This window comes from Ensifer sp. SL37, assembly GCF_026672675.1.
Classification (GTDB): Bacteria; Pseudomonadota; Alphaproteobacteria; order Rhizobiales; family Rhizobiaceae; genus Ensifer; species Ensifer adhaerens.
On the sequence record NZ_JAPPRN010000006.1, the window covers coordinates 510,682 to 535,997 of the forward strand.

General features: G+C 61.8%; 25 protein-coding genes. 7 read left to right on the plus strand and 18 right to left on the minus strand.

The annotated features are described in order from the left end of the window. Positions 1-12: 12 nt before the first annotated feature. From OVA00_RS14705 to OVA00_RS14715, 3 genes are all read left to right on the plus strand, one after another. Positions 13-1,314, plus strand: coding sequence for a M16 family metallopeptidase (locus tag OVA00_RS14705; protein ID WP_060516297.1), 1,302 nt, complete (start codon positions 13-15; stop codon positions 1,312-1,314). Positions 1,315-1,620: 306 nt separating this feature from the next. After that, a complete protein-coding gene (locus OVA00_RS14710) occupies positions 1,621-2,232 on the plus strand; it encodes a GNAT family N-acetyltransferase (protein WP_034801272.1) in 612 nt (203 codons plus the stop codon). Continuing rightward, the gene (locus OVA00_RS14715) at positions 2,232-5,141 is read left to right on the plus strand and encodes an EAL domain-containing protein (protein WP_034801269.1); all 2,910 of its coding nucleotides are present in this window, start codon (positions 2,232-2,234) and stop codon (positions 5,139-5,141) included. The genes OVA00_RS14710 and OVA00_RS14715 overlap by 1 nt, the downstream gene beginning before the upstream one ends. A 115-nt stretch (positions 5,142-5,256) precedes the next feature. Here OVA00_RS14715 and OVA00_RS14720 read toward each other — a convergent pair whose 3' ends face one another. Continuing rightward, positions 5,257-5,862 carry a YqgE/AlgH family protein gene (locus tag OVA00_RS14720; RefSeq protein ID WP_034801471.1) on the minus strand — a complete coding sequence of 202 codons (606 nt, stop codon included), beginning with the start codon at positions 5,860-5,862 and terminating at the stop codon, positions 5,257-5,259. A 169-nt stretch (positions 5,863-6,031) separates the two neighbouring features. Between OVA00_RS14720 and OVA00_RS14725 the strand changes: the two genes are divergently transcribed. Continuing rightward, positions 6,032-6,874 (plus strand): protein-disulfide reductase DsbD domain-containing protein, encoded by an 843-nt coding sequence (locus OVA00_RS14725; protein ID WP_268089248.1) that lies wholly within the window; start codon positions 6,032-6,034, stop codon positions 6,872-6,874. A gap of 73 nt (positions 6,875-6,947) precedes the next feature. Then, positions 6,948-7,433, plus strand: coding sequence for a peroxiredoxin (locus tag OVA00_RS14730; RefSeq protein WP_060516299.1), 486 nt, complete (start codon positions 6,948-6,950; stop codon positions 7,431-7,433). Positions 7,434-7,483: 50 nt separating this feature from the next. On the opposite strand, the gene rnhA is transcribed toward OVA00_RS14730, so the two are convergent. The 13 genes from rnhA to coxB all read right to left on the minus strand — a co-directional run bounded on the left by rnhA (position 7,484) and on the right by coxB (position 17,440). Continuing rightward, positions 7,484-7,951: a ribonuclease HI gene (gene rnhA, locus OVA00_RS14735; RefSeq protein WP_060516300.1), complete on the minus strand. Its 468-nt coding sequence runs from the start codon at positions 7,949-7,951 to the stop codon at positions 7,484-7,486. After that, complete coding sequence (locus OVA00_RS14740) at positions 7,948-8,928, minus strand: homoserine kinase (protein WP_268089249.1); 981 nt, start codon at positions 8,926-8,928, stop codon at positions 7,948-7,950. The genes rnhA and OVA00_RS14740 overlap by 4 nt, the downstream gene beginning before the upstream one ends. Positions 8,929-8,968: 40 nt before the next feature. After that, positions 8,969-9,979 carry a 4-hydroxy-3-methylbut-2-enyl diphosphate reductase gene (ispH, locus tag OVA00_RS14745; protein WP_034801247.1) on the minus strand — a complete coding sequence of 337 codons (1,011 nt, stop codon included), beginning with the start codon at positions 9,977-9,979 and terminating at the stop codon, positions 8,969-8,971. Positions 9,980-9,982: 3 nt separating this feature from the next. Further along, a complete protein-coding gene (locus OVA00_RS14750; protein WP_090294771.1) occupies positions 9,983-10,348 on the minus strand; it encodes a DUF1304 domain-containing protein in 366 nt (121 codons plus the stop codon). Positions 10,349-10,402: 54 nt separating this feature from the next. Continuing rightward, the gene (locus tag OVA00_RS14755; protein ID WP_034801243.1) at positions 10,403-11,170 is read right to left on the minus strand and encodes an SURF1 family protein; all 768 of its coding nucleotides are present in this window, start codon (positions 11,168-11,170) and stop codon (positions 10,403-10,405) included. After that, a complete protein-coding gene (locus OVA00_RS14760; protein WP_034801241.1) occupies positions 11,139-11,522 on the minus strand; it encodes a DUF983 domain-containing protein in 384 nt (127 codons plus the stop codon). Before OVA00_RS14760 ends, OVA00_RS14755 begins: the two co-directional genes overlap by 32 nt. Beyond that, entirely contained in the window at positions 11,519-12,007 is a 489-nt protein-coding gene (locus OVA00_RS14765) for a L,D-transpeptidase family protein (protein ID WP_268089250.1), read from the minus strand. Before OVA00_RS14765 ends, OVA00_RS14760 begins: the two co-directional genes overlap by 4 nt. Before the next feature lie 99 nt (positions 12,008-12,106). Beyond that, positions 12,107-12,985, minus strand: coding sequence for a cytochrome c oxidase subunit 3 (locus OVA00_RS14770; protein WP_034801236.1), 879 nt, complete (start codon positions 12,983-12,985; stop codon positions 12,107-12,109). 64 nt (positions 12,986-13,049) lie between these two features. Then, entirely contained in the window at positions 13,050-13,643 is a 594-nt protein-coding gene (locus tag OVA00_RS14775; protein WP_034801235.1) for a cytochrome c oxidase assembly protein, read from the minus strand. A gap of 11 nt (positions 13,644-13,654) precedes the next feature. Next, complete coding sequence (locus tag OVA00_RS14780; protein ID WP_043619862.1) at positions 13,655-13,795, minus strand: hypothetical protein; 141 nt, start codon at positions 13,793-13,795, stop codon at positions 13,655-13,657. Then, positions 13,795-14,751 carry a heme o synthase gene (locus tag OVA00_RS14785; RefSeq protein ID WP_268089251.1) on the minus strand — a complete coding sequence of 319 codons (957 nt, stop codon included), beginning with the start codon at positions 14,749-14,751 and terminating at the stop codon, positions 13,795-13,797. Before OVA00_RS14785 ends, OVA00_RS14780 begins: the two co-directional genes overlap by 1 nt. Positions 14,752-14,849: 98 nt before the next feature. Beyond that, positions 14,850-16,538 (minus strand): cytochrome c oxidase subunit I, encoded by a 1,689-nt coding sequence (gene ctaD, locus OVA00_RS14790; RefSeq protein WP_034801224.1) that lies wholly within the window; start codon positions 16,536-16,538, stop codon positions 14,850-14,852. Positions 16,539-16,558: 20 nt separating this feature from the next. Then, on the minus strand, positions 16,559-17,440 hold the full coding sequence (coxB, locus tag OVA00_RS14795) for a cytochrome c oxidase subunit II (protein ID WP_034801222.1): 882 nt from the start codon (positions 17,438-17,440) through the stop codon (positions 16,559-16,561). A 366-nt stretch (positions 17,441-17,806) separates the two neighbouring features. On the opposite strand from coxB, the gene OVA00_RS14800 reads away from it, so the two are divergent. Beyond that, entirely contained in the window at positions 17,807-18,337 is a 531-nt protein-coding gene (locus tag OVA00_RS14800) for an invasion associated locus B family protein (RefSeq protein WP_034801218.1), read from the plus strand. Positions 18,338-18,467: 130 nt separating this feature from the next. Here the strand turns inward: OVA00_RS14800 and ribB are convergent, their stop codons facing one another. The 3 genes from ribB to OVA00_RS14815 form a co-directional block, all read right to left on the minus strand. Beyond that, positions 18,468-19,568, minus strand: coding sequence for a 3,4-dihydroxy-2-butanone-4-phosphate synthase (gene ribB, locus OVA00_RS14805; RefSeq protein ID WP_060516306.1), 1,101 nt, complete (start codon positions 19,566-19,568; stop codon positions 18,468-18,470). A 39-nt stretch (positions 19,569-19,607) separates the two neighbouring features. Next, the gene (aroC, locus tag OVA00_RS14810; protein ID WP_034801213.1) at positions 19,608-20,705 is read right to left on the minus strand and encodes a chorismate synthase; all 1,098 of its coding nucleotides are present in this window, start codon (positions 20,703-20,705) and stop codon (positions 19,608-19,610) included. A 114-nt stretch (positions 20,706-20,819) separates the two neighbouring features. Next, on the minus strand, positions 20,820-23,999 hold the full coding sequence (locus OVA00_RS14815) for a bifunctional diguanylate cyclase/phosphodiesterase (protein WP_268089252.1): 3,180 nt from the start codon (positions 23,997-23,999) through the stop codon (positions 20,820-20,822). A 296-nt stretch (positions 24,000-24,295) separates the two neighbouring features. On the opposite strand from OVA00_RS14815, the gene OVA00_RS14820 reads away from it, so the two are divergent. Next, a complete protein-coding gene (locus OVA00_RS14820; RefSeq protein ID WP_034801209.1) occupies positions 24,296-24,556 on the plus strand; it encodes a DUF1344 domain-containing protein in 261 nt (86 codons plus the stop codon). A 156-nt stretch (positions 24,557-24,712) separates the two neighbouring features. On the opposite strand, the gene OVA00_RS14825 is transcribed toward OVA00_RS14820, so the two are convergent. Further along, positions 24,713-25,297 carry a histidine phosphatase family protein gene (locus OVA00_RS14825; RefSeq protein WP_060516309.1) on the minus strand — a complete coding sequence of 195 codons (585 nt, stop codon included), beginning with the start codon at positions 25,295-25,297 and terminating at the stop codon, positions 24,713-24,715. Positions 25,298-25,316: the final 19 nt, after the last annotated feature.

A 25,316-nucleotide genomic window follows, 5' to 3' on the forward strand; every position in this document is an offset into this window, starting at 1 on the left:
GAGAAGAAACGTATGATGAAAGTTGAGTGCACCCGGCTCCCTTCCGGGTTGACGGTGGTAACCGAGCAGATGCCGCATCTCGAAAGTGTGGCGCTCGGCGTGTGGATCAAGTCCGGTTCGCGCAATGAAACTCTCGGCGAACATGGCATTGCCCATCTGCTGGAGCACATGGCTTTCAAGGGCACCGCGCGGCGCACCGCCCGCCAGATTGCCGAAGAGATCGAAAACGTCGGTGGCGAGGTCAATGCTGCGACCTCCACCGAAACGACCTCCTATTATGCCAGGGTTCTCAAGGACCACGTGCCGCTTGCTGTCGATATTCTCGCCGACATTCTGACCGAGTCCAGCTTCGACGAGGAAGAACTGCGCCGCGAGAAGCACGTGATCCTGCAGGAGATCGGCGCTGCCGACGACACACCCGACGATGTCGTCTTCGACCGCTTCGCCGAGACCGCCTATCGCAATCAGACCGTCGGCCGGCCGATCCTCGGCACGCCGGACACGGTCATGTCGTTCTCCGCCGACCAGATCCGGCACTATCTCGGCCGCAACTACACGACCGACCGCATGTTCGTGGTCGCCGCCGGCGCCGTCGAACACGAATCCTTTGTTCGCCAGGTCGAAGAACGCTTCTCGTCATTGCCGCGCACACCGATCGCAACGCCCGTGCTCGAAACTGCCCTCTACACCGGCGGCGAGAGCCGCGAAACCCGCGACCTGATGGACGCGCAGGTGCTGCTCGGCTTTGAAGGCAAGGCCTACCACGCGCGCGACTTCTATTGCTCGCAGATCCTCGCCAACATTCTCGGCGGCGGCATGTCCTCGCGCCTCTTCCAGGAAGTGCGCGAGCATCGTGGCCTCTGTTATTCGGTCTATGCCTTCCACTGGGGTTTCTCCGACACCGGCATCTTCGGCGTGCATGCTGCGACCGGCGGCGAGAACCTGCCGGAGCTGATGCCCGTCATCGTCGATGAACTGCGCAAATCCTCGATGAACATCGAGCAGCAGGAAATCGAGCGCGCCCGTGCCCAGATCCGCGCACAGCTTTTGATGGGTCAGGAAAGCCCGGCGGCCCGTGCCGGCCAGATCGCCCGTCAGATGATGCTCTACGGTCGCCCGATCCCGAATGAAGAACTGATGGAGCGCCTCTCCGGCATCACCATCGAACGCCTGACCGACCTTGCCGGTCGGCTGTTCTTCGACACCACGCCGACGCTTTCGGCGATCGGCCCGCTGGAACAACTTGCCCCGATGGGCGACATCCTGTCGTCACTGACCGGCAAGGCCGCCGTCCCGCACGCCGTCGCAAGCTAAGACGAAGGCTGAACGGCCGGGCTCCATTTCATCAAAACGATGAAGCGATCCCGGCCTCCCAAGCATTGCGCAATTTCGCAATGGAGGCGCTTTCAAGCGTCGCCTGGAAACTGCGTTCGGCCAGCCGGCGCGCCACGGATGATGACCGCATGTCCGAATGGTGAAGTCTTTGCGACTTTTCGCAAAATCGGATTCGATTTGCGCGCAAAGTTGTGCAACGTTTCGATTTGTGACGGCGCAAAGACGTGCCGTCGGGCGGATGGTACAAGGTCCTCGCGCGTAAACGGAACGGCCTCGGAGGCAGCTATGACACGATCGGTTTTTCGGTTCCTGTCGCGGCAGCCGGAGACGGTCGAAATCGCCGACCAGAATTACCTGCTCCGCCTCCCCCGCTATTCCGATTATCGCCAGTGGTATCAGCTCAGAAGCGACAGCCGCGCCTTCCTGGAGCCGTGGGAGCCGACCTGGCGCACCGACGAAATGACCGAGAGCGCCTTCCGCGGCCGGGTCGTCCGCAACGAGCAGGAATATGCCTCCGGCCAGGCGGTGCCGCTCTTCCTTTTCCACAAGCCAGGCGAGGTCCTGCTCGGCGGACTGACGATCGGCCACATTCGCCGCGGCGCCGGGCAAAACTGCATGATCGGCTACTGGATGGGCGCGCGCCACGCGGGCAAAGGCCACATGTTTGCGGCCCTCAGGCTCGCGATCCCCTACATCTTTTCGACCCTTGAGTTGCACCGTATTGAAGCAGCCTGTATTCCGGACAACTCAAGAAGCATCCGGCTCCTTGAAAAGGCCGGTTTTGAGCGTGAAGGCTATTTAAGACAGTACTTGAGAATCAACGGCCAGTGGCGAGACCATCTGCTCTTTTCTCTCCTGTCCGACGATGCCCTACCGAACAGGAATATGCCCCTTTGATGCCTCTAGCCCGCTCGCCCTTCGCCTGGTCAGCCTCCAAGCTGGCAGCGTTTCTGATAACGCTCACGACGATTTTCTGTGCGCTCGGCGGCGCGGCCCAGGCTTTGGAGCCGGTCAAGATTTCGCGTGAAGACACGGCGCTCGACCTGACGGCAACGACCGAAATCTACAGCGGCCGCAACGAAGCCTTTCAGGTTTCGACAGCACCCGGAACCGACGGCATCGTGCGCCGCATCGAAGTGCGCTCCAACAGTGCGGATCATCAGGGCGACTGGGCTGTGTTCGCGCTCGCCAACGTTTCGGCCGAACCGCTCGACCGCGTGATCGTCGCACCGCATTTCCGACTGGTGAATTCCAAGCTCTTCTGGCCGGACCTCGGCTCCAAGCGCATTCTTTCGATCACGCCGAGCGAAGGCTCCGCGCTCAGCCGCGAACCGAGCGACGAGGCGGACGTTTTCCGCATCACGCTGGCGCCGGGCGTCATCATCACCTTCGTCGCCGAGCTGGCAACACCGGAACTGCCGCAGATCTATCTCTGGGAGCCGGACTCCTACAAGGACACGGTCAACGCCTTCACGCTCTATCGCGGCATCGTGCTCGGCATTGCCGGCCTGCTTGCGGTGTTCCTGACCATCCTTTTCGTCGTCAAGGGAACCTCGATGCTGCCGGCAACGGCAGCCCTTGCCTGGGCCGTTCTCGCCTATATCTGCGTCGACTTCGGCTTCCTGTCGAAGCTCATCAGCGTGACGGCGGGGGACGAGCGAATATGGCGCGCGGGCACAGAGGTCTTCCTTGCGGCCGGCCTCGTGATCTTCCTGTTCACATACCTCAATCTCAACCGCTGGCACCAGCATCTCGGCTATGCGACGCTCGCCTGGATCCTCGGCCTCGGCCTGCTCTTCGGCGTCGCCGTCTACGACCCGGCGATCGCATCCGGCATCGCCCGCCTCTCCTTCGCGCTGACCGGCACGGTCGGCATCGTCCTGATCGCCTATCTCGGCTTCAACCGCTACGACCGCGCGATCCTTCTCGTTCCCGCCTGGCTGCTGATCCTCGTCTGGCTCTTCGGCGCCTGGCTGACGGTCACCGGCCAACTCGCCAACGACATCGTGCAGCCGGCGCTCGGCGGTGGTCTCGTGCTGATCGTTCTGTTGATCGGCTTTACCGTCATGCAGCACGCGGTCGCCGGCAGCGGCTACCAGCAGGGCCTGTTCTCCGATCTCGAGCGCCAGTCGCTGGCGCTCACCGGCTCCGGCGACACCGTCTGGGACTGGGACGTCGCGCGCGACCGGGTGGTGACGATGCCCGATATCTCAACGCAGCTCGGCCTGTCGCTCGGCAGCATGCACGGCCCCTTGCGCAACTGGCTTCCGCGGCTTCACCCTGACGATCGCGACCGCTTCCGCGCCACGCTCGACGTGTTGCTGGAACGCCGCCGCGGCAAGCTGAACCATGAATTCCGCGTACGCGCCGAGGACGGCCACTATCACTGGCTCTCGATCCGTGCCCGGCCGGTGCTCGGCGCCAACGGCGAAATCATCCGCTGCGTCGGCACGATCATCGACATTACCGAACAGCGCAACTCGGTCGAACGGCTGCTGCACAACGCCCTGCTCGACAATCTGACCGGGCTTCCGAACCGTCAGGTCTTCCTCGACCGGCTGCAGGCGATGCTCTTGATGGCCGACGGCAGCAACTCGGTCCGCCCGACGGTGCTTGCGATCGACATCGACCGCTACAAGCAGGTCAACGATCTCTTGGGCATTGCCGCCGGCGATAACATCCTCATCGCGCTGACGCGACGCCTGCGCCGGCTGCTGCGCCCGCAGGATACGCTGGCCCGCCTCGGTGGCGACCAGTTCGGCCTGATCCTGATGTCCGAGCGCGATCCGGCCAAAGTCGCCGATTTCGCCGATGCGGTGAGCAAGGCGATCATGGTGCCCCTCAACTACGGCAACCGCGAAATCAACCTGACCGCATCGATCGGGCTCGTCTCCTGGCTCGACCAGGAACAGAGTGCGACCGGCCTTCTCGACGACGCAGAGCTCGCGATGTTCCGGGCCAAGAAGGAAGGCGGCAACCGCGTCGAGCCTTTCCGCCCGGCCTTCCGCACCTCCGGCTCGGACCGCATGCAGCTTGAAGCCGATCTCAAGAAGGCAATCGAGCGCAAGGAACTTTCTCTCGTCTACCAGCCGATCGTGCGATTGAACGATGCCGAGATCGCCGGCTTCGAGGCCCTGATGCGCTGGGATCACCCCAAGCGTGGCAACATCTCGCCGACCGAGTTCATCCCGATCGCCGAGAATTCCGACCTCATCAACCAGCTCGGCATGTTCGCCTTCGACCGGGCGACCAGCGACCTGACGGAATGGCAGCTGCAGACCGGCGACCTGCCGATCTTCGTCTCGATCAACCTTTCGAGCGCGCAGCTTCTCAACAACGAGCTCTATGACGACGTTCGTGCCATTCTCACCAAGAACCGCTGCGACCCGGGCAAGGTGAAGATGGAGCTGACGGAATCGCTGGTAATGGAAAATCCGGAGCAGGCCCGTCTCGTTCTCGAAAAGCTGAAGGAAGCCGGTCTCAAGCTGGCACTCGACGACTTCGGCACAGGCCACTCGTCGCTCTCCTACCTCACCCGCTTCCCCTTCGACACGATCAAGATCGACAAGGCGCTGGTGCGCGACCCAAGCGACAAGCGCGGCATCCTCTTGCGCTCCGTCATCACGATGGCGCGCGAGCTCGACATGCAGGTGGTGGCCGAGGGCATCGAATCCGAGGACGACGCAATCCAGCTGTCGCAGATGGGCTGCGACTATGGGCAGAGCTTCCTCTTCGGTCCGCCGATCGGTTCGGAATCGATCCAGCGCCTGCTGAAGGAACGCTTTCCACTGATGAAGCGGGCGTAATCGCCAAGGCGACGCCGCTCAGCGCGCAGACCAACGTCTCCAGGCCCGTCGGTTACAATCCGACGGGCTTTTCATTTCTGCATCAAGGATCTGGGAAAGGTCGGTCAGCCGCCAATCAGGCGTGACCGGCATCCATGGAGAGCATCGCGGCCGAAACACCCATCAGCGCCAGCGCCCGATCGTATTTGTCGTCGAGCGCCTTGTCGAAGATCAGTTCATCGCGCGCCGGGCATGTGAGCCAGCCATTCTGGGTGATTTCCGATTCGAGCTGGCCCGGTCCCCACCCGGCGTAGCCGAGCATCATTGTCGCGCGCACAGGCCCCTCCCCGCGCGAAATGGCGCGGACGATGTCGAGCGTCGCCGTCAGGCAGATATCGTCGCTGACGGGAATGCTGGAATCGCTCAGATAATCGTCGGAATGCAGCACGAAGCCACGCCCGGTCTCGACCGGACCGCCCGCCTGAATCTGAAAATCCCGTGTTACCTGCGGGAGTCGGATCGCCTCGTCCTCATCGAGAAGATCGAGGTGAAGCAGCACGTCGGGGAAGGTCAGTTGCTGCGGCCGGTTGAGAATGAAGCCCATGGCGCCATCGTCCGAATGGGCGCAGATGAAGATGACCGTGCGAGCGAAATTGGCGTCAAACATCCCGGGCATGGCGATCAGGAACTGACCGTCAAGAAAGCCTCGCTCGCGTCTCTTTTGCGCCATCGGAGTAGCCATCATGCGAACAGCCTATCAATTCGCCGCGAAATGAAAAGCGCCTCAGCGTCGCGGCCCATAATTATTGCACGCACGGCGTTCACTTCGCCGTGTCCGATCAAGCAATTATGATCGTTGCGTCCGTCGCAGCGTCTGGAGCGGTTTTGGCAAAAGCGATATTGCTTGCCGTATGATCCAGTGCTTCACCTACCAGAAAATGGCCCAGTTCATCGGCGCGGCAAGCCTTGCCGGCTGTTTTTTTCTCCCCTTCGGCGCCAACGCGGCCACCAGCGAGTGGGTCACCTCCCCCGGCGGCATGATCCGTCTGGTCGCCGCCCAGCCCAAAGAGGATGGCACGATCCCGGCGACGCTGGAGGTCAAGCTCAACCCTGGCTGGAAGACCTATTGGCGCGAGCCGGGCGCAAGCGGCATTCCCCCGCAGGTGACGCTCGACCCGGCAGGCGATGTGGAGCTGGAAAAGATCGGGTTCCCGGTGCCCAAGACGTTCGACGACGGCGTCGTGCGCTACATCGGCTATGACAGGCCGGTCGCCTTTCCGCTGACCTTGAAGCGCGTCCACGGCAGCGGCGACGTTACCATTCGCGCCTCCGTGTTCCTCGGCATCTGCGAGGACATCTGCATACCGGTTCAGGGCGAGCTAACGCTCGCCATCAAGCAAGGCGGCTTCGACAATCCGCTCGACGGCGCGCGGATCGACGATGCCGTTGCCGCGTTGCCGGAGGCGCCGTCGGCTGATTTCTCGGTGACGGCGAGCCGCTACGATGCCGACAAGGCGCTGATGCATCTGTCGGTTCGCCTGCCCACCGACGACAAGGATCCGGAACTCTTTCTCGCCGGACCTTCGGGCATTTCGTTCGGCAAGCCCGAGATCCAGCCTGCAGGCGACAGGGCGTTAAACGCAGCCGTTCCGGTGAGGCTCACGGGCAAGGACAGGGAACTCAAAGGCAAGCCGATCGTTTTGACTGTGCGCGCCCAGGGCCGCAGCATGGAGACGACCCTTGCCTTTGATTAGGGCGCATCTATAGTCCGCCGAGTTCTCCGACGAGTGCGGAGAAGCGAGACGCAAGCAACGCAAGGAGAGTGCCGTGACCATTGCCGTCGGAGACAAGCTGCCAGCCGCAACCTTCAAGGAAAAGACCGCCGACGGTCCCGTCGAGGTCACCACCGATCAGCTCTTTTCCGGCAAGCGCGTCGTGCTCTTTGCCGTTCCCGGCGCGTTCACGCCCACCTGCTCGCTCAACCACCTGCCCGGCTATCTCGAAAACCGCGACGCGATCCTTGCCCGCGGTGTCGACGACATCGCCGTGGTCTCGGTCAACGACCTGCATGTGATGGGTGCCTGGGCGACCACGTCGGGCGGCATGGGCAAGATTCACTTCCTCTCGGACTGGAACGCCGCCTTCACCAAGGCGCTCGGTATGGACATCGACCTGTCGGCCGGCACGCTCGGTGTGCGCTCCAAGCGCTATTCGATGCTCGTCGAGGACGGCGTGGTGAAGTCGCTCAATCTCGAAGAAAGCCCTGGCCAGGCGACCGTTTCGGGCGCCGCGGCCATGCTCGAGCAGCTCTGAGCACAGAAGCGAGTGCAAATGAAAAACGGGCCTCAGCGGCCCGTTTTTTTTCATTTCACGAGAAGTGAGTCCGAACGACGCCCCTTCTTGTAGGGTTCCATGCCCTTGCGGGCGAGCTCGTCGGCACGTTCGTTTTCCGGATGACCGGCATGGCCCTTGACCCAGTGCCATGTCACCTTGTGGCGGCGATTGGCTTCGTCCAGCCGCTGCCAGAGCTCGCCGTTTTTCACCGGCTTCTTGTCCGCAGTCTTCCAGCCGTTCTTCTTCCAGCCGTGGATCCACTTGGAGATACCGTCCATCACATATTTGCTGTCGGTGTAGAGATCGACCTCGCAGGCGCTTTTCAGGGCGTCGAGCGCCGAGATTGCCGCCAGCAGCTCCATGCGGTTGTTGGTGGTCTCGGCCTCGCCGCCGGACAGCTCCTTTTCCAACTCGCCATAGCGCAGCACAGCGCCCCAGCCGCCCGGACCCGGATTACCCGAGCAGGCACCGTCGGTGAAGATATCGACATGTTTCATGCCTGACCCCCGTCCCGGCGCAGGCCATATTCGGCGCTGGACGTAATCGCCCGGTGGAACCGGATCTTCGTCAGATATTCGAGCGGATCTTTCTTGACCACCAACGCGCCCGCGGGCGTCATCAGCCAGTCGTAGAGGCGCGTCAGGAAGAAGCGCAGCGCCGAGCCGCGGCAAAGCAGCGGCAGGGCGTCGACCTCGGCGGGCGTCAGCTTGCGCACGCTCTCGTAGCCCGAAAGCATCGCCATGCCCTTGGTGATGTTGTAGGAGCCGTTCTTCTCGAAGCACCAGGAATTGAGGCAGACGGCGACGTCATAGGCGAGATAGTCGTTGCAGGCGAAGTAGAAGTCGATCAGCCCGGAGAGCTGGTCGCCGAGGAAGAAGACGTTGTCCGGAAAGAGATCGGCGTGGATGACGCCTTCCGGCAGCGATTTCGGCCAATGGCGCTCCAGATGTTCGAGCTCCGCCGATATCTCGTCCTTGAGACCTGCCTGAACCTCATCGGCGCGCACTTCGGAATTGACCCAGAGCGGCCGCCAGCCGCCGACGGAGAGCGCATTGGTGCGCTTCAGCGCAAAGCCTTCGCCGGCGACGTGCATGGCCGCCAGCGCCTTGCCCACTTCGTGGCAGTGCTTGGCTTCAGGCTTTCTCAGCCACATGCCCTCGAGGAAGGAGATGACGGCGGCAGGGCGGCCGGAGAGCTCACCGAGCAACTCGCCGTCGACGCGCGGCAATGGCAGCGGGCAGGACAACCCACGCTCGGCCAGATGATGCATGAGGCCCAGGAAGAACGGCAGGTCGCCGGCATTCACGCGCTTTTCGTAGAGCGTGAGGATGTAGGAGCCTTTGGTCGTGTGCAGCAGGAAATTGGAGTTCTCGACACCCTCGGCGATCCCCTTGTAGGAGGTCAGCTGGCCGACGTCGTAAGCGGTGAGAAAACGGGCGAGATCGTCTTCCGTAATATCGGTGTAAACGGCCAAGGGTGTCCACTCTCAAGAAAATGCGGGCAGGGAATGCGGCTTATTCGCCGTTGACGAAGGCCATGTCGGCAGCCGTCAGCGGCACGTGGCGGATCTCGCGGTTGACGAGGAAGTTCTCGTTCTCCTCGACCGTATCCGCAAGCTCCACCGAAGCGTCGTAGCGTTCGCGAAACGCCTCGATGATCTCGTTGACGATTACTTCCGGCGCAGACGCGCCGGCCGACAGGCCGACCGTAGAGATATCGCCGATTTCGTCCCAGTCGATTTCCGACGCCCGCTGGACCAGCACGGATTTTTTCGCACCGGCCCGAAGGGCCACCTCGACAAGCCGCTTGGAATTGGACGAGTTGGGCGCGCCGACGACCAGGAACAGGTCGCAACCGGGTGCTGCCTGCTTCACCGCCTCCTGGCGATTGGTGGTGGCGTAGCAAATCGAATCGGCGGCGGGCGCCGTCAGGTTCGGGAAGCGCTCGTGCAGCCGCTTGATGACGCCGGCGGTGTCGTCGACCGACAGTGTCGTCTGGGTGACGAAACCAAGATTGTCCGGGTCCGGCGGCTGATAGACGTCGGCGTCCTCGACGGTCTCGACCAGCGATACCGTGCCTTCAGGCAATTGGCCCATAGTGCCGATCACTTCCGGATGGCCGGCATGGCCGATCAGGACCACATGGCGGCCGAGGCGGTTGTGGCGCATCGCCTGCTTGTGGACTTTCGAGACCAGCGGACAGGTGGCGTCGAGATAGAAAAGGTTGCGGGCATCCGCGTCGGCGGGCACCGATTTCGGCACGCCGTGCGCCGAAAAGACGACCGGTTGCTTGCGGTGCTCCGGCGGGATCTCGTCGAGCTCTTCAACGAAGATTGCGCCCTTGGCTTCGAGGCCTTCGACGACGTAGCGATTGTGGACGATCTCATGGCGGACATAGACCGGTGCGCCGAATTCCTTCAGCGCCAGGACGACGATCTGGATCGCGCGGTCGACGCCGGCGCAAAAGCCGCGCGGGCCGCAAAGGCGGATAGTGATCGGGGATTTTTCTGCCGCTGATGATGCCATGGATCAGGATGCCATTAGTAGGAAAACGAGCGCTGCGATTGCCGGGCCGCCCTGGATGAGGAGGATGCGCGGCTTGACCGACCACGCGCCATATATAGCGGCAACGACCACGCACACAAGGAAGAACACCTTTAGCTGAAAGGCAAAGGCGGCTTCCGCCTGGATCAACGACCAGAACAGACCGGCGGCAAGAAAGCCGTTGTAGAGCCCCTGGTTGGCCGCGAGCACCCGTGTTGTCTCGGCCTGCTCGGCCGTCATGCGGAACACGGCCCTTCCCTTCGGCCCGGTCCACAGGAACATTTCCAGCACCAGAAAACCGATATGCAGCAAGCCGGTCAAAGCAATCAATGTGTTTGCAATGATCGTCATAATTGCTCCCACCGCCGTTCGTCCCACACGGTTAGCATGACGGCAAACGCGAGACTATCGCCCGCGCCGCATAGCATAGATGCCGCTGACCAACACCAGAGCCGCTGCCAGCCCATACCAGGTCAGCGCATATTGCAGGTGGTTGTTGGGCAGGTCGAACTGGGTGACACCGCCAATCGGCAGACCGCCCGGATTGGGCGTCGCATCGGCATCGACGAACAGCGGCACGACCTTGTCGGCGGGAAGGCCGACCGAAGACGCCATCGTGTCGAGATCCTTCCAGTAGAAGATGTTCTTGGCGAGGTCGTTGTCGGGAACGAGTGACGACGGCTTTCCGTCAAGCTTCGGCCTTGCAAGACCATGAACGCCTACGAAGGCGGGAAGCTCGCCGGCAAGCCGGGTCGATGCATCCTTCTGCTCGAAAGGCACGAAACCGCGATTGACGAAGAGAAAACGGTCGTCGTCCAGCCGTAGCGGCGTGAAGACGTAATAGCCGGTGCGGCCATTGAACGTCGCGAAGAAATGCCGCTCCTTGGTGTGGTCGAACCCACCGGTCACCGAAACCGTGCGGTAGTCGATGTCGCCACCATCAGCGAGGATCTTCTCGATCTCGGCAAGCGTCGCCGGCGGCGCAGACCTGCGCTCGGCCATGGCTGAAAGCAAGCTTTCCTTCCAGTGTAGCCGCTGCATCTGCCAGGTACCGAGAGAGACAAGAATGGCAAATGTCGCGACGAGCAGCAGCAACGTGCCGATGCGGCCGATCAGGCCACGCTTTTTGCTGGTCGCGATCTCAGCCACGGTCGATCTCGCCGGGACGCGCATTGTTGCGATATTGCAGGTTGATCAGGATACCCTTCAGCATCCGCGTCAGGCCGAGGCTGAAAATCACCGCAAGCGGGATCCACAAGATGAAATGCAGCCAGAGCGGCGGGTTGAAGTTGACCTCCGCCCAGAGCGCCGCGCCGACGACAATGAAGCCGACGATCAGGATCACGAAGACCACCGGACCGTCGCCGGCATCGGCGAACTTGTAGTCGAGATCACAGCTTGCGCAGGCAGGCTTGACCTTCAGAAACCCGTCGAAAAGCTTGCCCTGGCCGCAGCGCGGGCAAAGCCCCTTGATCCCGGTCATCACCGGGTCAACCGGCGGGAAATGTGCCTTGTCTTCACTCACGGCTTGATCTCGATTGGCGTGTTGTTGGGAACCATGGCCCAGATTTCTTCCATTTCGGCATTGGTAACGGCAATGCAGCCATTCGTCCAATCGAAGCGCTGCGTCAAAAAGGCCAGCCAGCCGAAATAATTGGGCTGGCCATGGATCATGATCATGCCGCCCGGTTCGACACCGTTCGCGGCAGCGGCAGAGACATCGGCCGGCGCCGGATAAGAGACGCGGATGGACTTGTAGTAACCGCTGCCGGGATTGCGCCAGTCGAGAGAATAGAGCCCTTCCGGCGTCCTCTGGTCTCCCTCCTGACGCTTGTGACCGATGGGGTTGCCGCCGAGTGCAATCGTGTATTCACGGATCACCTGGTCACCTTGGAAGAGCTGCAACAGCCGCCGCTCCTTGTGCACGACAACCCTGTCCGCGCTATCGGCCGCCGCAGCGGGAAAACCGCCGGATACCACTAACGTCGCAGCCACCAAGGCCAACCTCATTTCCGTCTCCCATCAAGCCGATCGGCGGCACACCACCAAAAGAACAAGGCGGCTGCATGACTGCAACCGCCTTGTTCCTTGACTTAGATGCTCGCGCTATCAGCCGTGCGCGATCGGCGCGCCCCAGCTTCCCCAGATGTAGATGGAGAAGAACAGGAACAGCCAGACGACGTCAACGAAGTGCCAGTACCAGGCGGCCGCTTCGAAGCCGAAGTGCTGCTTCGGTGTGAAGTCACCACGCAGTGCACGGAACAGGCAAACGAGCAGGAAGATCGTGCCGACCAGAACGTGGAAGCCGTGGAAACCGGTCGCCATGAAGAAGGTCGCGCCGTAGATCGAGTCCTTGAAGGCGAAGGGAGCGTGGGCGTATTCGTACGCCTGGACGAAGGAGAACAGCACGCCGAGCACGACCGTCAGCGTCAGGCCGTTGATCAGGCCCTTGCGGTCATTGTGCAGCAGCGCGTGATGCGCCCAGGTCACCGTCGTGCCCGACAAAAGCAGGATGACGGTGTTGTAGAGCGGCAGGTGCCACGGATCGAGCACTTCGATGCCCTTCGGCGGCCAGACGCCACCGGTGAAGGTAGCGCGGGTTGCCTGGATGGCTTCGCCCGGGAACAGGCTCGCATCGAAGAAGGCCCAGAACCAGGCCGCGAAGAACATCACTTCAGAAGCGATGAACATGAGCATGCCGTAGCGCAGATGCAGCGAAACGACGCGGGTGTGGTGGCCCTCGTGCGCTTCCTTCACCGTGTCCGACCACCAGCCGTACATGGTGTAGAGCACGATGATGAGGCCTGCGAGCAGGATCCAGACGTTGGCAAGCTCGAGGCCGAAGATCTTCAGCGAGCTACCCGACAGGTAACGCATGTAGCAGATGCCGCCGAACGCCATGACAAAGGCGCCGATGGAAGCAAGCAGCGGCCAGGGGCTCGGGTCGATGATGTGGTAGTCGTGATTCTTCTGATGCGCACCGGCCATGTCAGTAATCCCCGATATGTCTCTCTCTTGTCGCCCTTCCGGCATAGCCGAAAAGGACCTCCAGTCAAAGTTTGTTCTGTTCCGTCTTCACCTGTGCGACCGGTTTCGACGGTTCGCGCGGATAGAAGGTGTAGGAGAGGGTCAGCGTCTTGATGTCCTTGGTCTCCACCGCCTTGACCATGTCCGGATCGACGAAGAATACCACCGGCATCTCCATCTCCTCTCCCGGCTGCAGGGTCGTCTCGGTGAAGCAGAAGCACTGGACCTTGTTGAAATAGGCGCCCGCCTGCATCGGCGTGACGTTGAAGGTCGCCTGGCCCGTCGTCGGCTTCGACGACAGGTTCTTTGCCTTGTACATCACCTGCACAGTTTCACCGATGCGGATGTCGATGTCGCGCTGGACCGGCTTGAACTCCCAGGGCAGGCCCCCCGAAGTGTTCGCGTCAAAGGTGACCTTGACCTTCTCGTCGAGGATGACGTCGGACGCCTGCTCGACGCGCTGCGTCGTGCCGTTATAGCCGGTGACGCGGCAGAACATGTCGTAAAGCGGCACAGCCGCATAGGCCATGCCCACCATGCCGCCAACGAAAGCGAGGCAAGTGCCGACGACGACGCGGTTGGAGCGCTGCGAGCTTGTGGTCTGCGGTGATTTCGTCATGCCATTTCGCCTCAGTTGACCATGCCGTTGCCGAACTTGATCAGCGTGACGATGTAGAAGAGGACGACGAGGCCGAAGAGCACGAAGCCGAGCGCGATGTTGCGGCCGCGGCGCGATTTCTTCTGGGCATCAGTGAGCTTGACGGTTTCCATCAGGCAATACTCCCGGCATTCAGCCAGATATTGACGATCAGGTGATCCGCCATCAGGGCGGAGAAGATCACGAACAGATACATGATCGAGAAGGCAAAGAGCTTCTTGGCCGGCAGCATGCGCTCATCTGATTCCGGCATGCGCAACACGCCGATAGAGTACCACACGAAGCCAAGGCCGAGGGCCGCTGCGACTGCGCCGTAACCAATGCTCGCAAAACCGAGCAAGGTGGGACAGATGCCGATAAATGCGGTCAGAACGGCGTAGATGACGATTTGCTTCTTGGTGGTCGCCTGGCCGCAGACATTTGGCATCATCGGTACGCCGACAGCGCCGTAGTCGCCCATCTTGAAGAGGGCGAGCGCCCAGAAATGCGCCGGGGTCCACAGGAAGGTGATCAGGAAAAGCACGATGCTCTCCACCGACACGGCGCCGGTCACGCAGGCCCAGCCGATCATCGGCGGGAAAGCGCCGGCAGCACCGCCGATGACGATGTTCTGTGGCGTCGAGCGCTTCAGCCACATCGTGTAGATGACCACGTAGAAGAAGATGGTGAAGGCGAGCAACCCGGCTGCGAGCCAATTGACGGCGAGCCCGAGGATGATCACGGAAAAAGCAGACAGCGTCAGGCCGAATGCCAGCGCTTCCTGCGGCAGGATCTTGCCTGCCGGGATCGGGCGCTTGGCGGTGCGGGTCATGACCGCGTCAATGTCGGCGTCATACCACATGTTCAGCGCGCCCGAGGCGCCAGCGCCGACGGCGATGCAGAGGATGGCGATGAAACCGATGAAAGGATTGATGTGTCCTGGTGCCAGCACCAGCCCGGCGAATGCCGTGAAGACGACCAGGGACATGACACGCGGCTTCAGAAGCTCGAAGTAATCGCGCGCAGAGGCTTCGGACAGGCGCGGTACGCCTTCCATGCCGACTGCTTCGTGATTGTCGATGACCGTCATGTCCTGTCCCTGCAAAAGTCCCGGCCGCAAGGGCCGTGTGTCGCCGGTTGCCCGGCGGGGTGAAGCCGCCGGAACCGGCGGCTTCTGTTCGTTGCCCGTCACTTGATGCGCGGGAGCTGTTCCCACTGGTGGAACGGCGGCGGCGAAGACAGCTGCCATTCCAGAGTGTTCGCGCCCTCGCCCCACGGGTTGTCGCCAGCGACGCGCTTCTTGGCGAAGGCTTCGAAGACGCCGAAGAGGAAGATCAGGACGCCGACGGCTGCGATGTAGGAGCCGTAGGACGAAACCATGTTCCAGCCGGCATAAGCATCCGGATAGTCGATGTAACGGCGCGGCATGCCTGCGAGGCCGAGGAAGTGCTGCGGGAAGAAGATCAGGTTCACGCCGATGAACATGACCCAGAAGTGCAGCTTGCCGACGAACTCGGAGTACATGTAGCCGGTCATCTTCGGGAACCAGTAGTACCAGGCAGCAAAGATTGCGAAGACAGCGCCGAGCGACAGAACGTAGTGGAAGTGAGCAACCACGTAGTAGGTGTCGTGCAGCGAGCGGTCGAGGCCGGCGTTGGCGAGCTGAACGCCCGTGACGCCACCGACGGTGAACAGGAAGATGAAGCCGATCGCCCAGACCATCGGGGTCGTGAAGCGGATCGAACCACCCCACATCGTCGCGATCCACGAGAAGATCTTAACGCCCGTCGGAACAGCGATGACCATCGTCGCGAAGACGAAGTAGCGCTGCGTGTCGAGCGACATGCCGACTGTGTACATGTGGTGTGCCCACACGATGAAGCCGACGGCGCCGATCGCGACCATGGCGTAGGCCATGCCGAGGTAGCCGAAGATCGGCTTGCGCGAGAAAGTGGAAACGATGTGGCTGACGATGCCGAAGCCCGGCAGGATCAGGATGTAGACTTCCGGGTGACCGAAGAACCAGAACAGGTGCTGGAACAGGATCGGATCGCCGCCGCCTTCAGGCGCGAAGAAGGCCGTGCCGAAGTTGCGGTCGGTGAGCAGCATGGTGATGCCGCCTGCCAGAACCGGCAGCGAGAGCAGAAGCAGGAAGGCGGTGATCAGAACCGACCAGGCAAAGAGCGGCATCTTGTGCAGCGTCATGCCCGGAGCGCGCATGTTCAGGATCGTGGTGATGAAGTTGATCGCACCGAGGATCGAGGACGCGCCGGCAATGTGCAGGCCGAGGATGACGAAGTCCATCGCCGGTCCTGGCATGCCCGATGTCGAGAATGGCGGATAGATCGTCCACCCTCCCCCTGCGCCGTAGGCACCGGCCGGGCCTTCGACGAACATCGAAAGCAGCACGAGCAGGAAGGCAGGAATGATCAGCCAGAAGGAGATGTTGTTCATGCGCGGGAACGCCATGTCCGGCGCACCGATCATGATCGGAACCATCCAGTTGGCGAAGCCACCGATCAGCGCCGGCATGACCATGAAGAAGATCATGATGAGCGCGTGCGCGGTCGTGAACACGTTGAACATGTGCTTGCCGCCGTCGATGGCAGCATCGCCCTCGAAGCCGTAAACCATCTGCGCCAGGCCGTGGAAGATCTGGATGCCTGGCTCCTGGAGCTCGGCGCGCATGAAGATGGACAGCGTGCCGCCGATGATGCCCGCGAAAATCGCGAAGATCAGGTAGAGCGTGCCGATGTCCTTGTGGTTGGTCGACAGGAACCAGCGCTGGAAGAAGCTCAAAGGCTTATGCGCATGGTCTGCGTGGCCATGATCGGAGTGATCATGGCGTTGGTCGTGATGAACGGCTGTTCCAGCCATGGGTCGAGCTCCCCTTCCGATTACTGTGCGGCGTTAGCGGCGACGTCGACGGTCTTGGCCGAGTCGATGGACGCCATGAGCGCCTTGTTCGCATCGCCAACATTCGTTGCGGCGGCTGCGAGCCAGGTGTCGTATTTTTCCTGCGAAACCACGCGGATGGCGATCGGCATGTAAGCGTGGTCCTTACCGCAGAGCTCGGAACACTGGCCGTAGTAGAGACCTTCGCGCTCGGCCTTGAACCAGGTTTCGTTCAGGCGACCGGGAACGGCGTCGATCTTCACGCCAAAGGCAGGCATTGCAAAAGCGTGGATCACGTCAGCAGCGGTGACGAGAACACGAACCGTCTTGCCGACCGGCACGACGACTTCGTTGTCGACGGCGAGCAGGCGCGGATATTCTTTCTTGTCTTCCTTGCCGAGCGTCGCGCGATCTTCTTCCTTCATCATGATGCTGTCGAAGGTGAGCGGGCTTTCGCCGACTTCATACTCGTAGGACCAGTACCACTGGTTGCCGGTCGCCTTGAGCGTCAGGTCCGGATTGGCCGGCGGCGTCAGCTGCGCGGTCAGGAGCTGGAAGGACGGAATGGCGAGGAAGAGAAGGATGACGACCGGACCGACGGTCCAGACGACTTCGATCGCGGTGTTGTGGCTGGTCTTGGACGGAACCGGGTTCGCGCTTTCGCGGAACTTGATCACAACGATGATCAAAAGGAGGAGAACGAAGAGAGTAATCGGAATGATGAACCACAGGGTATAATGTTCAAACCACGTGATTTCTTCCATGATGCCCGTAGCGGCCGTCTGAAAATTCGTCTGCCATTCGACAGGCTTGTCAGCAAAGGCGCTCGAAGCAAAAAGCAGACAGGCAAGCGCTGCCAGAACTGCATAAGCCTTGTTTTTCACAATGTGTCTCCCCAATGCGCTTGATCAGGATCAAACCGGAACGCAGAATCCCTGCGATACTGCTGCGCTTCAAACCACAGTTTGTCCGATGCCGCAACATCTGACCAATCAACCCCATGCGGCATTTTTGCACAAACGCAGCTTTTCACACAGGCACCCCTCGAAACCCGTGGCGAAACCACCTATAGGGGCTCTTCTGCGCGCTTGGCGATCCGATTGCACAGCGCTTTGACGGCGGCGCGCCGGATAGGGCGCCCAACCCGCCCAATTTCCGCCATATGGCGCTGGAATGTGCCCCGCAGGGCTTTTCATTTATTCCTGCGCGCTTCAAGAATAGCCCTGATGATTCGACGTTTTGAGGTTTACATGGGCCTGCCCCTCTTTTCCCGACTGTCGGCCTTCGCCGCCTTCGGCCTTGCCGTTCTCGCTCTCCCGGCTCAAAGCCTGGCCCAGCAGCCCGCCGGAACACCCGGCACGGTCAAGTCCAACCATGGCGCATGGTCGATCGTCTGCGATCAGCCGCCGGGCGCCTCCGCTGACCAGTGCGCGCTGATGCAAAACGTCATCGCCGAAGACCGGCCCGAAGTTGGCCTGTCGGTGGTCGTTTTGAAGACTGCGGATCGCAAGGCCAAGATCCTGCGCGTACTCGCTCCGCTCGGCGTGCTTCTGCCGAACGGCCTCGGCCTGAACGTGGACGGCAAGGATATCGGCCGCGCCTATTTCGTGCGTTGCTTCTCCGACGGCTGCTACGCAGAAGTGGTGCTCGAGGACGAACTCTTGAAGACCTTCCGTTCCGGTGCGACGGCGACCTTCATCGTCTTCCAGTCACCCGAAGAAGGCATCGGCATCCCTGTCGACCTCAAGGGCTTCGGCGAAGGCTACGACGCGCTGCCCTGAACGGCGACAAATTCAAAGACAAACAAAAAGCCGCGCTTCGAGCGCGGCTTTTTTGTTGGCTGCCGCCGAGCATAAAAGACAAGGCCCGGATCGATGATCCGGGCCTGATGCATGCGAGAGCGACGCGTCTTTAGATGATGTCAGTCCCGACGATCTTGATGCCGAAGCCTTCGAGGCCGACATAGTGGCGTTCGCGCGAAGCGAGCAGCCTGATGGAGCTGATGCCGAGATCCTTCAGGATCTGCGCGCCGAGGCCGATTTCCAGCCACTCGTTTTCGCGCGCCTGCGCCTCGTCGTGCGCTTCGCGCTCGTGCTTGCCCTTGCGCGCCGTCTGCGACACGCCGACGCCGACCGAGCCTTCGCGCAGATAGACGATGACCCCCCTGCCCTCATCGGCAATGCGCTTCATGATGCGGTCGATCTGGCAGTCCCTGCCGAAGACGTCGGCGCCGACATTTTCGAGATGCAGGCGAACCGGGATATCGACGCCGTCACGGATGTCGCCAAAGACGACGGCGAGATGCTGCATCGGATCCCAGGGCAGAGAATAGGAATGTCCCTTGGCCGCACCATAGGGCGTCTCGATATCGAAGGAGCCGCCATGCTCGATCAGCGTTTCCTTGCGCTGGCGATAGGCGATGAGATCGGCGACCGAAACCTGCTTCAGGCCATGGGTGTCGGCGAAGCTCGCCACCTGCGGCCCACGCATGACCGTTCCGTCGTCATTGACGAGTTCGCAGATGACGCCGATCGGCGGCAGGCTGGCGAGCCTGCAGAGGTCGACGGCAGCTTCCGTATGGCCGGAGCGCATGAGAACGCCGCCTTCGCGCGCGACCAGCGGGAAAATGTGGCCGGGGCGAACGAAGTCTGTCGGCCCGACATTGGGATTGGCGAGGTTACGCACCGTCAGCGTGCGGTCGTCGGCGGAAATGCCCGTCGTCGTGCCGTGCTTGAAGTCGACCGAGACTGTGAAGGCGGTGGTGTGCGCGGAATCGTTTTCCGCCACCATGGCGTTGAGGTTCAGGCGCTTGGCCTCCTCGCGCGGCATCGGCGTGCAGACGATGCCCGAGGTGTGGCGCACGATGAAGGCCATCTTTTCCGGCGTGCAATGCACCGCCGCGACGATCAGGTCGCCCTCGTTCTCGCGGCCGTCGTCATCGGTGACGACGACGATTTCGCCGGCCTCAAAGGCGCGAATGGCATCGACGACACGCTTCTGATCATAGGACATGGTGTTCTTCCCGAGTTGTCTGGGCTGGTTGAAGCCGAATTACTTGAGGCGGCCGGTCTGGCCGCGGTCACGCAGGTAGTGATCGGCGATCGTGCAGGCAAGCATCGCCTCGCCGATCGGCACGGCGCGGATGCCGACGCACGGATCGTGGCGACCCTTGGTACGCACATCGACCTCGTTGCCGTCGCTGTCGACCGAGCGTCGCTCGGTGAGGATCGACGAGGTCGGCTTGATGGCGAAACGCGCGATCACCGGCTCGCCGGTGGCGATGCCACCAAGAATACCGCCAGCATGGTTCGACAGGAAGACAGGCTTGCCATCGGCGCCAATGCGCATCTCGTCGGCGTTTTCCTCGCCGGTGATTTCGGCCGCACCGAAACCGTTGCCGATCTCGACACCCTTGACGGCGTTGATCGACATCAGGTTCGAGGCGATGTCCTGGTCAAGCTTGGCATAGATCGGCGCACCGATGCCGGCGGGCACGCCCTCGGCAACCACTTCGACGACGGCGCCGATCGAGGATCCGGACTTGCGGATGCTATCGAGATATTCTTCCCAGACCGGCACGATCTCCGGATCCGGTGCGAAGAAGGGGTTGTTGTCGACCTCGGTCCAATCCCAGTTGGCGCGGTTGATCTTGTGTTTGCCGATCTGCACGAGCGCGCCGCGCACGACGAGACCCGGCACGACCTTGCGGGCGACACCACCGGCAGCGACGCGCGCCGCGGTCTCGCGCGCCGAGGAACGGCCGCCACCGCGATAATCGCGGATGCCGTATTTCAGATCGTAGGTGTAATCGGCGTGGCCCGGGCGATAGCGCTTGGCGATCTCGGAATAGTCCTTCGAGCGCTGGTCGGTGTTTTCGATCAGCATCGAGATCGGCGTTCCGGTCGAGATCATCGTCTCGCCGTCCTCGTCGAACATGACGCCGGAGAGAACCTTGACCAGATCGTCCTCGCGGCGCTGTGTCACGAAGCGCGACTGGCCGGGTTTGCGCTTGTCGAGCCAGACCTGGAGTTCGGCGAGCGTGAAACGGATGCCGGGCGGGCAGCCGTCGATGACGCAGCCGAGCGCCGGCCCGTGGCTTTCGCCCCAGGTGGTAACGCGGAAGAGATGACCGAAAGTGTTATGCGACATGAAGGCAACCGACCCTAAGCAAGCAACGGCCGTACGTTTTGTACGCGGATGCCTTCTCTTAGTGGAAAGCCGGAGATGGGGAAAGGCTTTTGCGACCCGACGCGACCTCCTTCATCACGACGCCAGGCGCAAGCCGCGTTCGGTTGCAAAGGCGAGAAACTTCTCCGCGCTCAACGGCCGGGCAAATGCGTAGCCCTGCAGCACATCACAGCCCAGAATGCCGAGCATTTCGGCATGCGCCATGGTTTCCACGCCCTCGGCCACGGTCTCGATATTGAGCGAGCGGGCAATCTCGATAATCGAGCGCACCAACGCCTGCTCCCTGCGGGCGCTCAAAACCGGAACGACGAGCTGGCGGTCGATCTTCAACCGCTTCGGCTTGATCTTCAAAAGGCTGACGATCGAGGTATGGCCGGTGCCGAAATCGTCGAGTTCGATATCGATCCCGAGCTTCTTGATGCCCTCGATGTTGGCGGCGACGATATCGTCGCTTTCGTCGAGGAAGATCGACTCCACCAGTTCGAAACAGATCTGTCCGGGCGTGATGCTCAAGCCTTCAAGCGAGGACAGCAGGTCGTCGTCCTGCAGCCGCTTGGCCGAAACATTGACCGAGATCTTGGGAACCCGAATGCCGGCCGCTGCCCATCGCATCTGATCGGTGAGAGATTTCTCCAGAACGAGACGGTCGAGCATCGCCGTCACGTTGAGTTCGTCGGCGATGCCGAGAAAACGATCCGGCGTCAATATGCCCTCGCGCGGATGCCTCCAGCGCACCAGTGCCTCGACGCCGCAAAGCGCGAGCGTCGTCGCATCGAACTGCGGTTGATACCAGGGTTCGAATTCGTCGCGCTCGATGCCTTCCAAAATCTCGTCGGCAATGCGCTTGGCGGTCACCACTTCCGCCTGCAGCACCTCGGTGAAGAACTGGTAGCGGTTCCGGCCCGCCTCCTTGGCGCGATAGAGCGCGATATCGGCGTTGACGAGCAGTTTGCGCGCGTCGATGTCGGCGCCATGCCCGACTGCCACGCCGATGCTGACACCAAAGCGGCAGGGAAATCCGTTGTAGTCGACCGGCTGCCGCATCGCGGCAATGATCCGGTCGCAACGGGCAGCAAGCGTCGCCTCGCCCTGTTCACCGGTAACGGCGACAACGAACTCGTCGCCACCGATGCGGGCAATGATGTCGCCCGCCGATGTGTTCGCCCGCAGGATCTCCGAGGCATGGATCAGCATGGCGTCGCCGGCTGCGTGACCCAGGGTGTCGTTGATCTGCTTGAACCGGTCGAGATCGATATGAAGGATGGCGATGTCCTCACGGTCGCTGCCGGCGTCCAGGGTCAGTCGCTCCAGCGCCTTGTCGAGCATGCGGCGGTTGCCGAGCCCTGTCAGCGGGTCATGCAGTGCGTTGTGCTCGATGCGAACCCGGGCCTGCTCCAGCTCGGCGTTCTTTGCGTCCGCCATGGCCTTGGCCGCGCGCAACTGTTCCGTCATCAGCACGTCGTCGGTAACATCGAGCGCCATGCCGACGAATTTCCGTGCACCGTCCGGGGCGACGTGCAGCTTGCCGACCGAGCGGATGTGGCGAACCGTTCCGGCCGACAATATCACCCGCACCTGATGCACATAGGTTTCGTCCGCTTCGATGGCGCGATTAACCGCGTTGAGCGCCGGCTGCCGGTCATCGGGGTGCAGCGCTTGAAGCCATGTCTGCTCGTTGGTGGCGCCGTCGGTATAGACCAGCCCGTAGAGCTGATGCATGCGCTCGTCCCAATAGGCGACGTTGTTGTCGAGATCGGCCTCCCACATGCCGCAGCGATAGGAATCAAGAGCGAGGTCGAGACGTCGTGACAGGAGTTCTAGATCCTGTTCACGCTCGTAGAGACCCTTCAGCGCCTGCTCGAGCTCAAGGTTCTGCTGGTCGACCTGTGCCTTGGCCGCACTCAGCCGCTCGTTCTTCAGCACATCGTCGCTGACATCCCAGCTGATACCGGTGACCTTGGCGCGGCCATCGGCGCCGCGGTGGCTGGACCCGACATTGCGGATGTGGCGCACCGTACCGTCGTGCAGAATGACACGATACTGCGATCGGTACTCGAGGCCGTCATCGAGACTACGGAACAGCGCATTGGCGGCAATACCTATGTCGTCGGGATGCACGGTCGCGCGCCACTCGTCGTACGTGGGCTCGTCCAGATGCACCTCCAGTCCATGCAGGTGGAACATCCGGTCGTCCCAGGAACGCTGCTGGCTCTCGACGTCGATTTCCCAGATGCCGATCTTCGACGCGTCGAGCGCGAGGTTCAGGCGGTGAGACAGCGTCATCAGCTCCCCTTCCCGCGCCTTCAGCTTGGCGATGTTGCGCTGTCGCTCGTTGACCAGGCCGCCAGCCAGGAGGATCGGGATAACCACCACCGTGACGGCGACGGCGATCGCCAATTGGATGAAGCTGCTGTTTCCGGGAAGCTGCTGCCATCCACCGACGGGCATGGCCGCTAGCTCCCACACGCCGCCTGCGAGCTCCAACCGGCGGTTGACCGGCGCGGCGCGAAAAAGAGCGCCGTCGCCATAGAACGCATCCTGTATGCGGTCCGGCTCGGAAATATCGCGGATCGCCAGGTGAACGTCGACATGGCGGTGGTCCCGCGCCAGTTCCGGCGCCTCGCCGCCCGACTCGAGCAGGCGCGCAGCGCGGTACAGCGCCTTCTCGTCGAGTATGGCCTCGACGTAACCCCAACGCTCCATGCGTCCCTGGATCTTGGAAAAGACTGGCAGGAACAGCTCGAAACCATTGCGGCCGCTTGGCAGCCGGATCGGGCCGATCATCACCGGCCTGACCGTCGAGGACGCGCGCTCGATGGCATGTCTTGTCGCGCCGAATCGGTTGAAGTCGCTGCCGACGAACCATTGCTGACTCTCGCGCGGAAAGGCGATCCGCACGACGCCGCCGGGCGCTGCCGAGGCGCGCACCATCTGCGGATTCTGCAGGAGGAGCTTCGTCGCCATGACGGTGAAATCGTCTGTTGTCATGGCCGGATGCACGCCGATGCTGTTGGCAAAACCGTTCAGCGCGGCAATGCTGGTGTTAACCTCCGATTGCAGGCGGTTGGCAATGAGGTTCAGTTCGTTCTCGACGTCGATCCTGAGGTCGTTCTGGAAGTTTTCACGGTTTTGCCGCTCATAGACATGCCCGCCCGTAAACACGACGAGGCCCGCGATCGCCGCAGGAATGAGCGAGGGTTTCGCAAATCTGGCGGCGGCCCGAATGCGCTGGCGCAGAACATCAATGATCTTCAATCTCTTCCCCTCGATCCCCAACCAAAGGTAGCGAGCGAGTCTTAAGATTGGCTTTCGTCACAATTCCTTGGCAAACCCTATAATTCATGGGGAAACCACCCCGCCGATACCCGGAGTTCGGCCCCTGCCCGCTTGAAAAATACGGTACCGCCGTCCAGTCTCCAGAGTTCGGATAGACCATCAAAAAAGCGGGGGCGTCCGGCCAAAAGCCACGCCGCAAGGCAATTTTTGCCACAATCGGGGATCAAAGGGGAGTGACAAGGATGTTCGCAGAAACGTTGAAGAGGGCAAGAAGAATGCGTTTTGTTATTGCCGCACTCATGGCCACCGCAGGGCTGCTCTCCCCCTTGTCCGCCCTTGCCGAAAGCGCCGACGTTGAAGCTACCATTACGGGTGTTGATACCGAAAGGCTGAGCCTGTCGCTTGACGACGGCAAGAACTATCAGGCGCCCGAGGAATTCAATTTCGAGGGCCTGAAGGCCGGCGTAAAGGTTCTCGTCTTCTACACGGAAGTGGACGGCAAGCGGGTCATCAACGATCTCGAAATCGTTCAATAGAAAGCGCGGCCTTTCCTACAGGCCGCTGCGCGGTTCGCCCGAACCGGATTTTCACATTTCTGGAAAATGACCTTTTATCGGATGCCCCTCGCGCGGGCATCCATGTGAAGCGCTTTGCGCGTCGCTGCGCCAATCTACGCCCTACGCTTCAGGCTATCAGACCCAGCCGATGGCATTGCCGGAGATGCGCAGAAGGCGGTCCTGCGGGATCGCCGCGGTCGCGGCCTCCTCGGCTTCCATTTCCCCGAAAAGCTTGAAGAGCACGCGAATGACGCCGCCGTGGCTGATGCAGACCGTCGGCTTCGTCACGTCCCTGAGCCAGGCGGCTATGCGCCAGGACAGAATTTCGTAACTCTCGGCATCCTCACCGGGCGGAATGAAGTCCCATTTCACCGCGCGCCGCTCGGCGATCCTCTGTGGCGCCGAGCGCTTGAGTTCGGGCAGCGTGTGCCCTTCCCAATCGCCGAAGGAAACTTCCTTGAGCCGCTCGTCGGTGCGGTAGGCGGCCGGATCGAGCCCCATGGCCTGCCGGACACGCTCCATGGTCTCGCGCGTGCGGCCGAGCGGACTGGCGACGAAGTCGAAGTGCCGGGCGTCTGCGCCGAGGATGCCTCCAAGCGCCACGCCGTTGCCGGTCGCCTGCTGGCGACCGAAGTCATTGAGAGGGATATCCTTTTGCCCCTGGAGCCGGCTTTCGGCGTTCCAGTCTGTCTGTCCGTGACGGATCACATAGATCAGCACAACATGTCTCCGGGCAGCA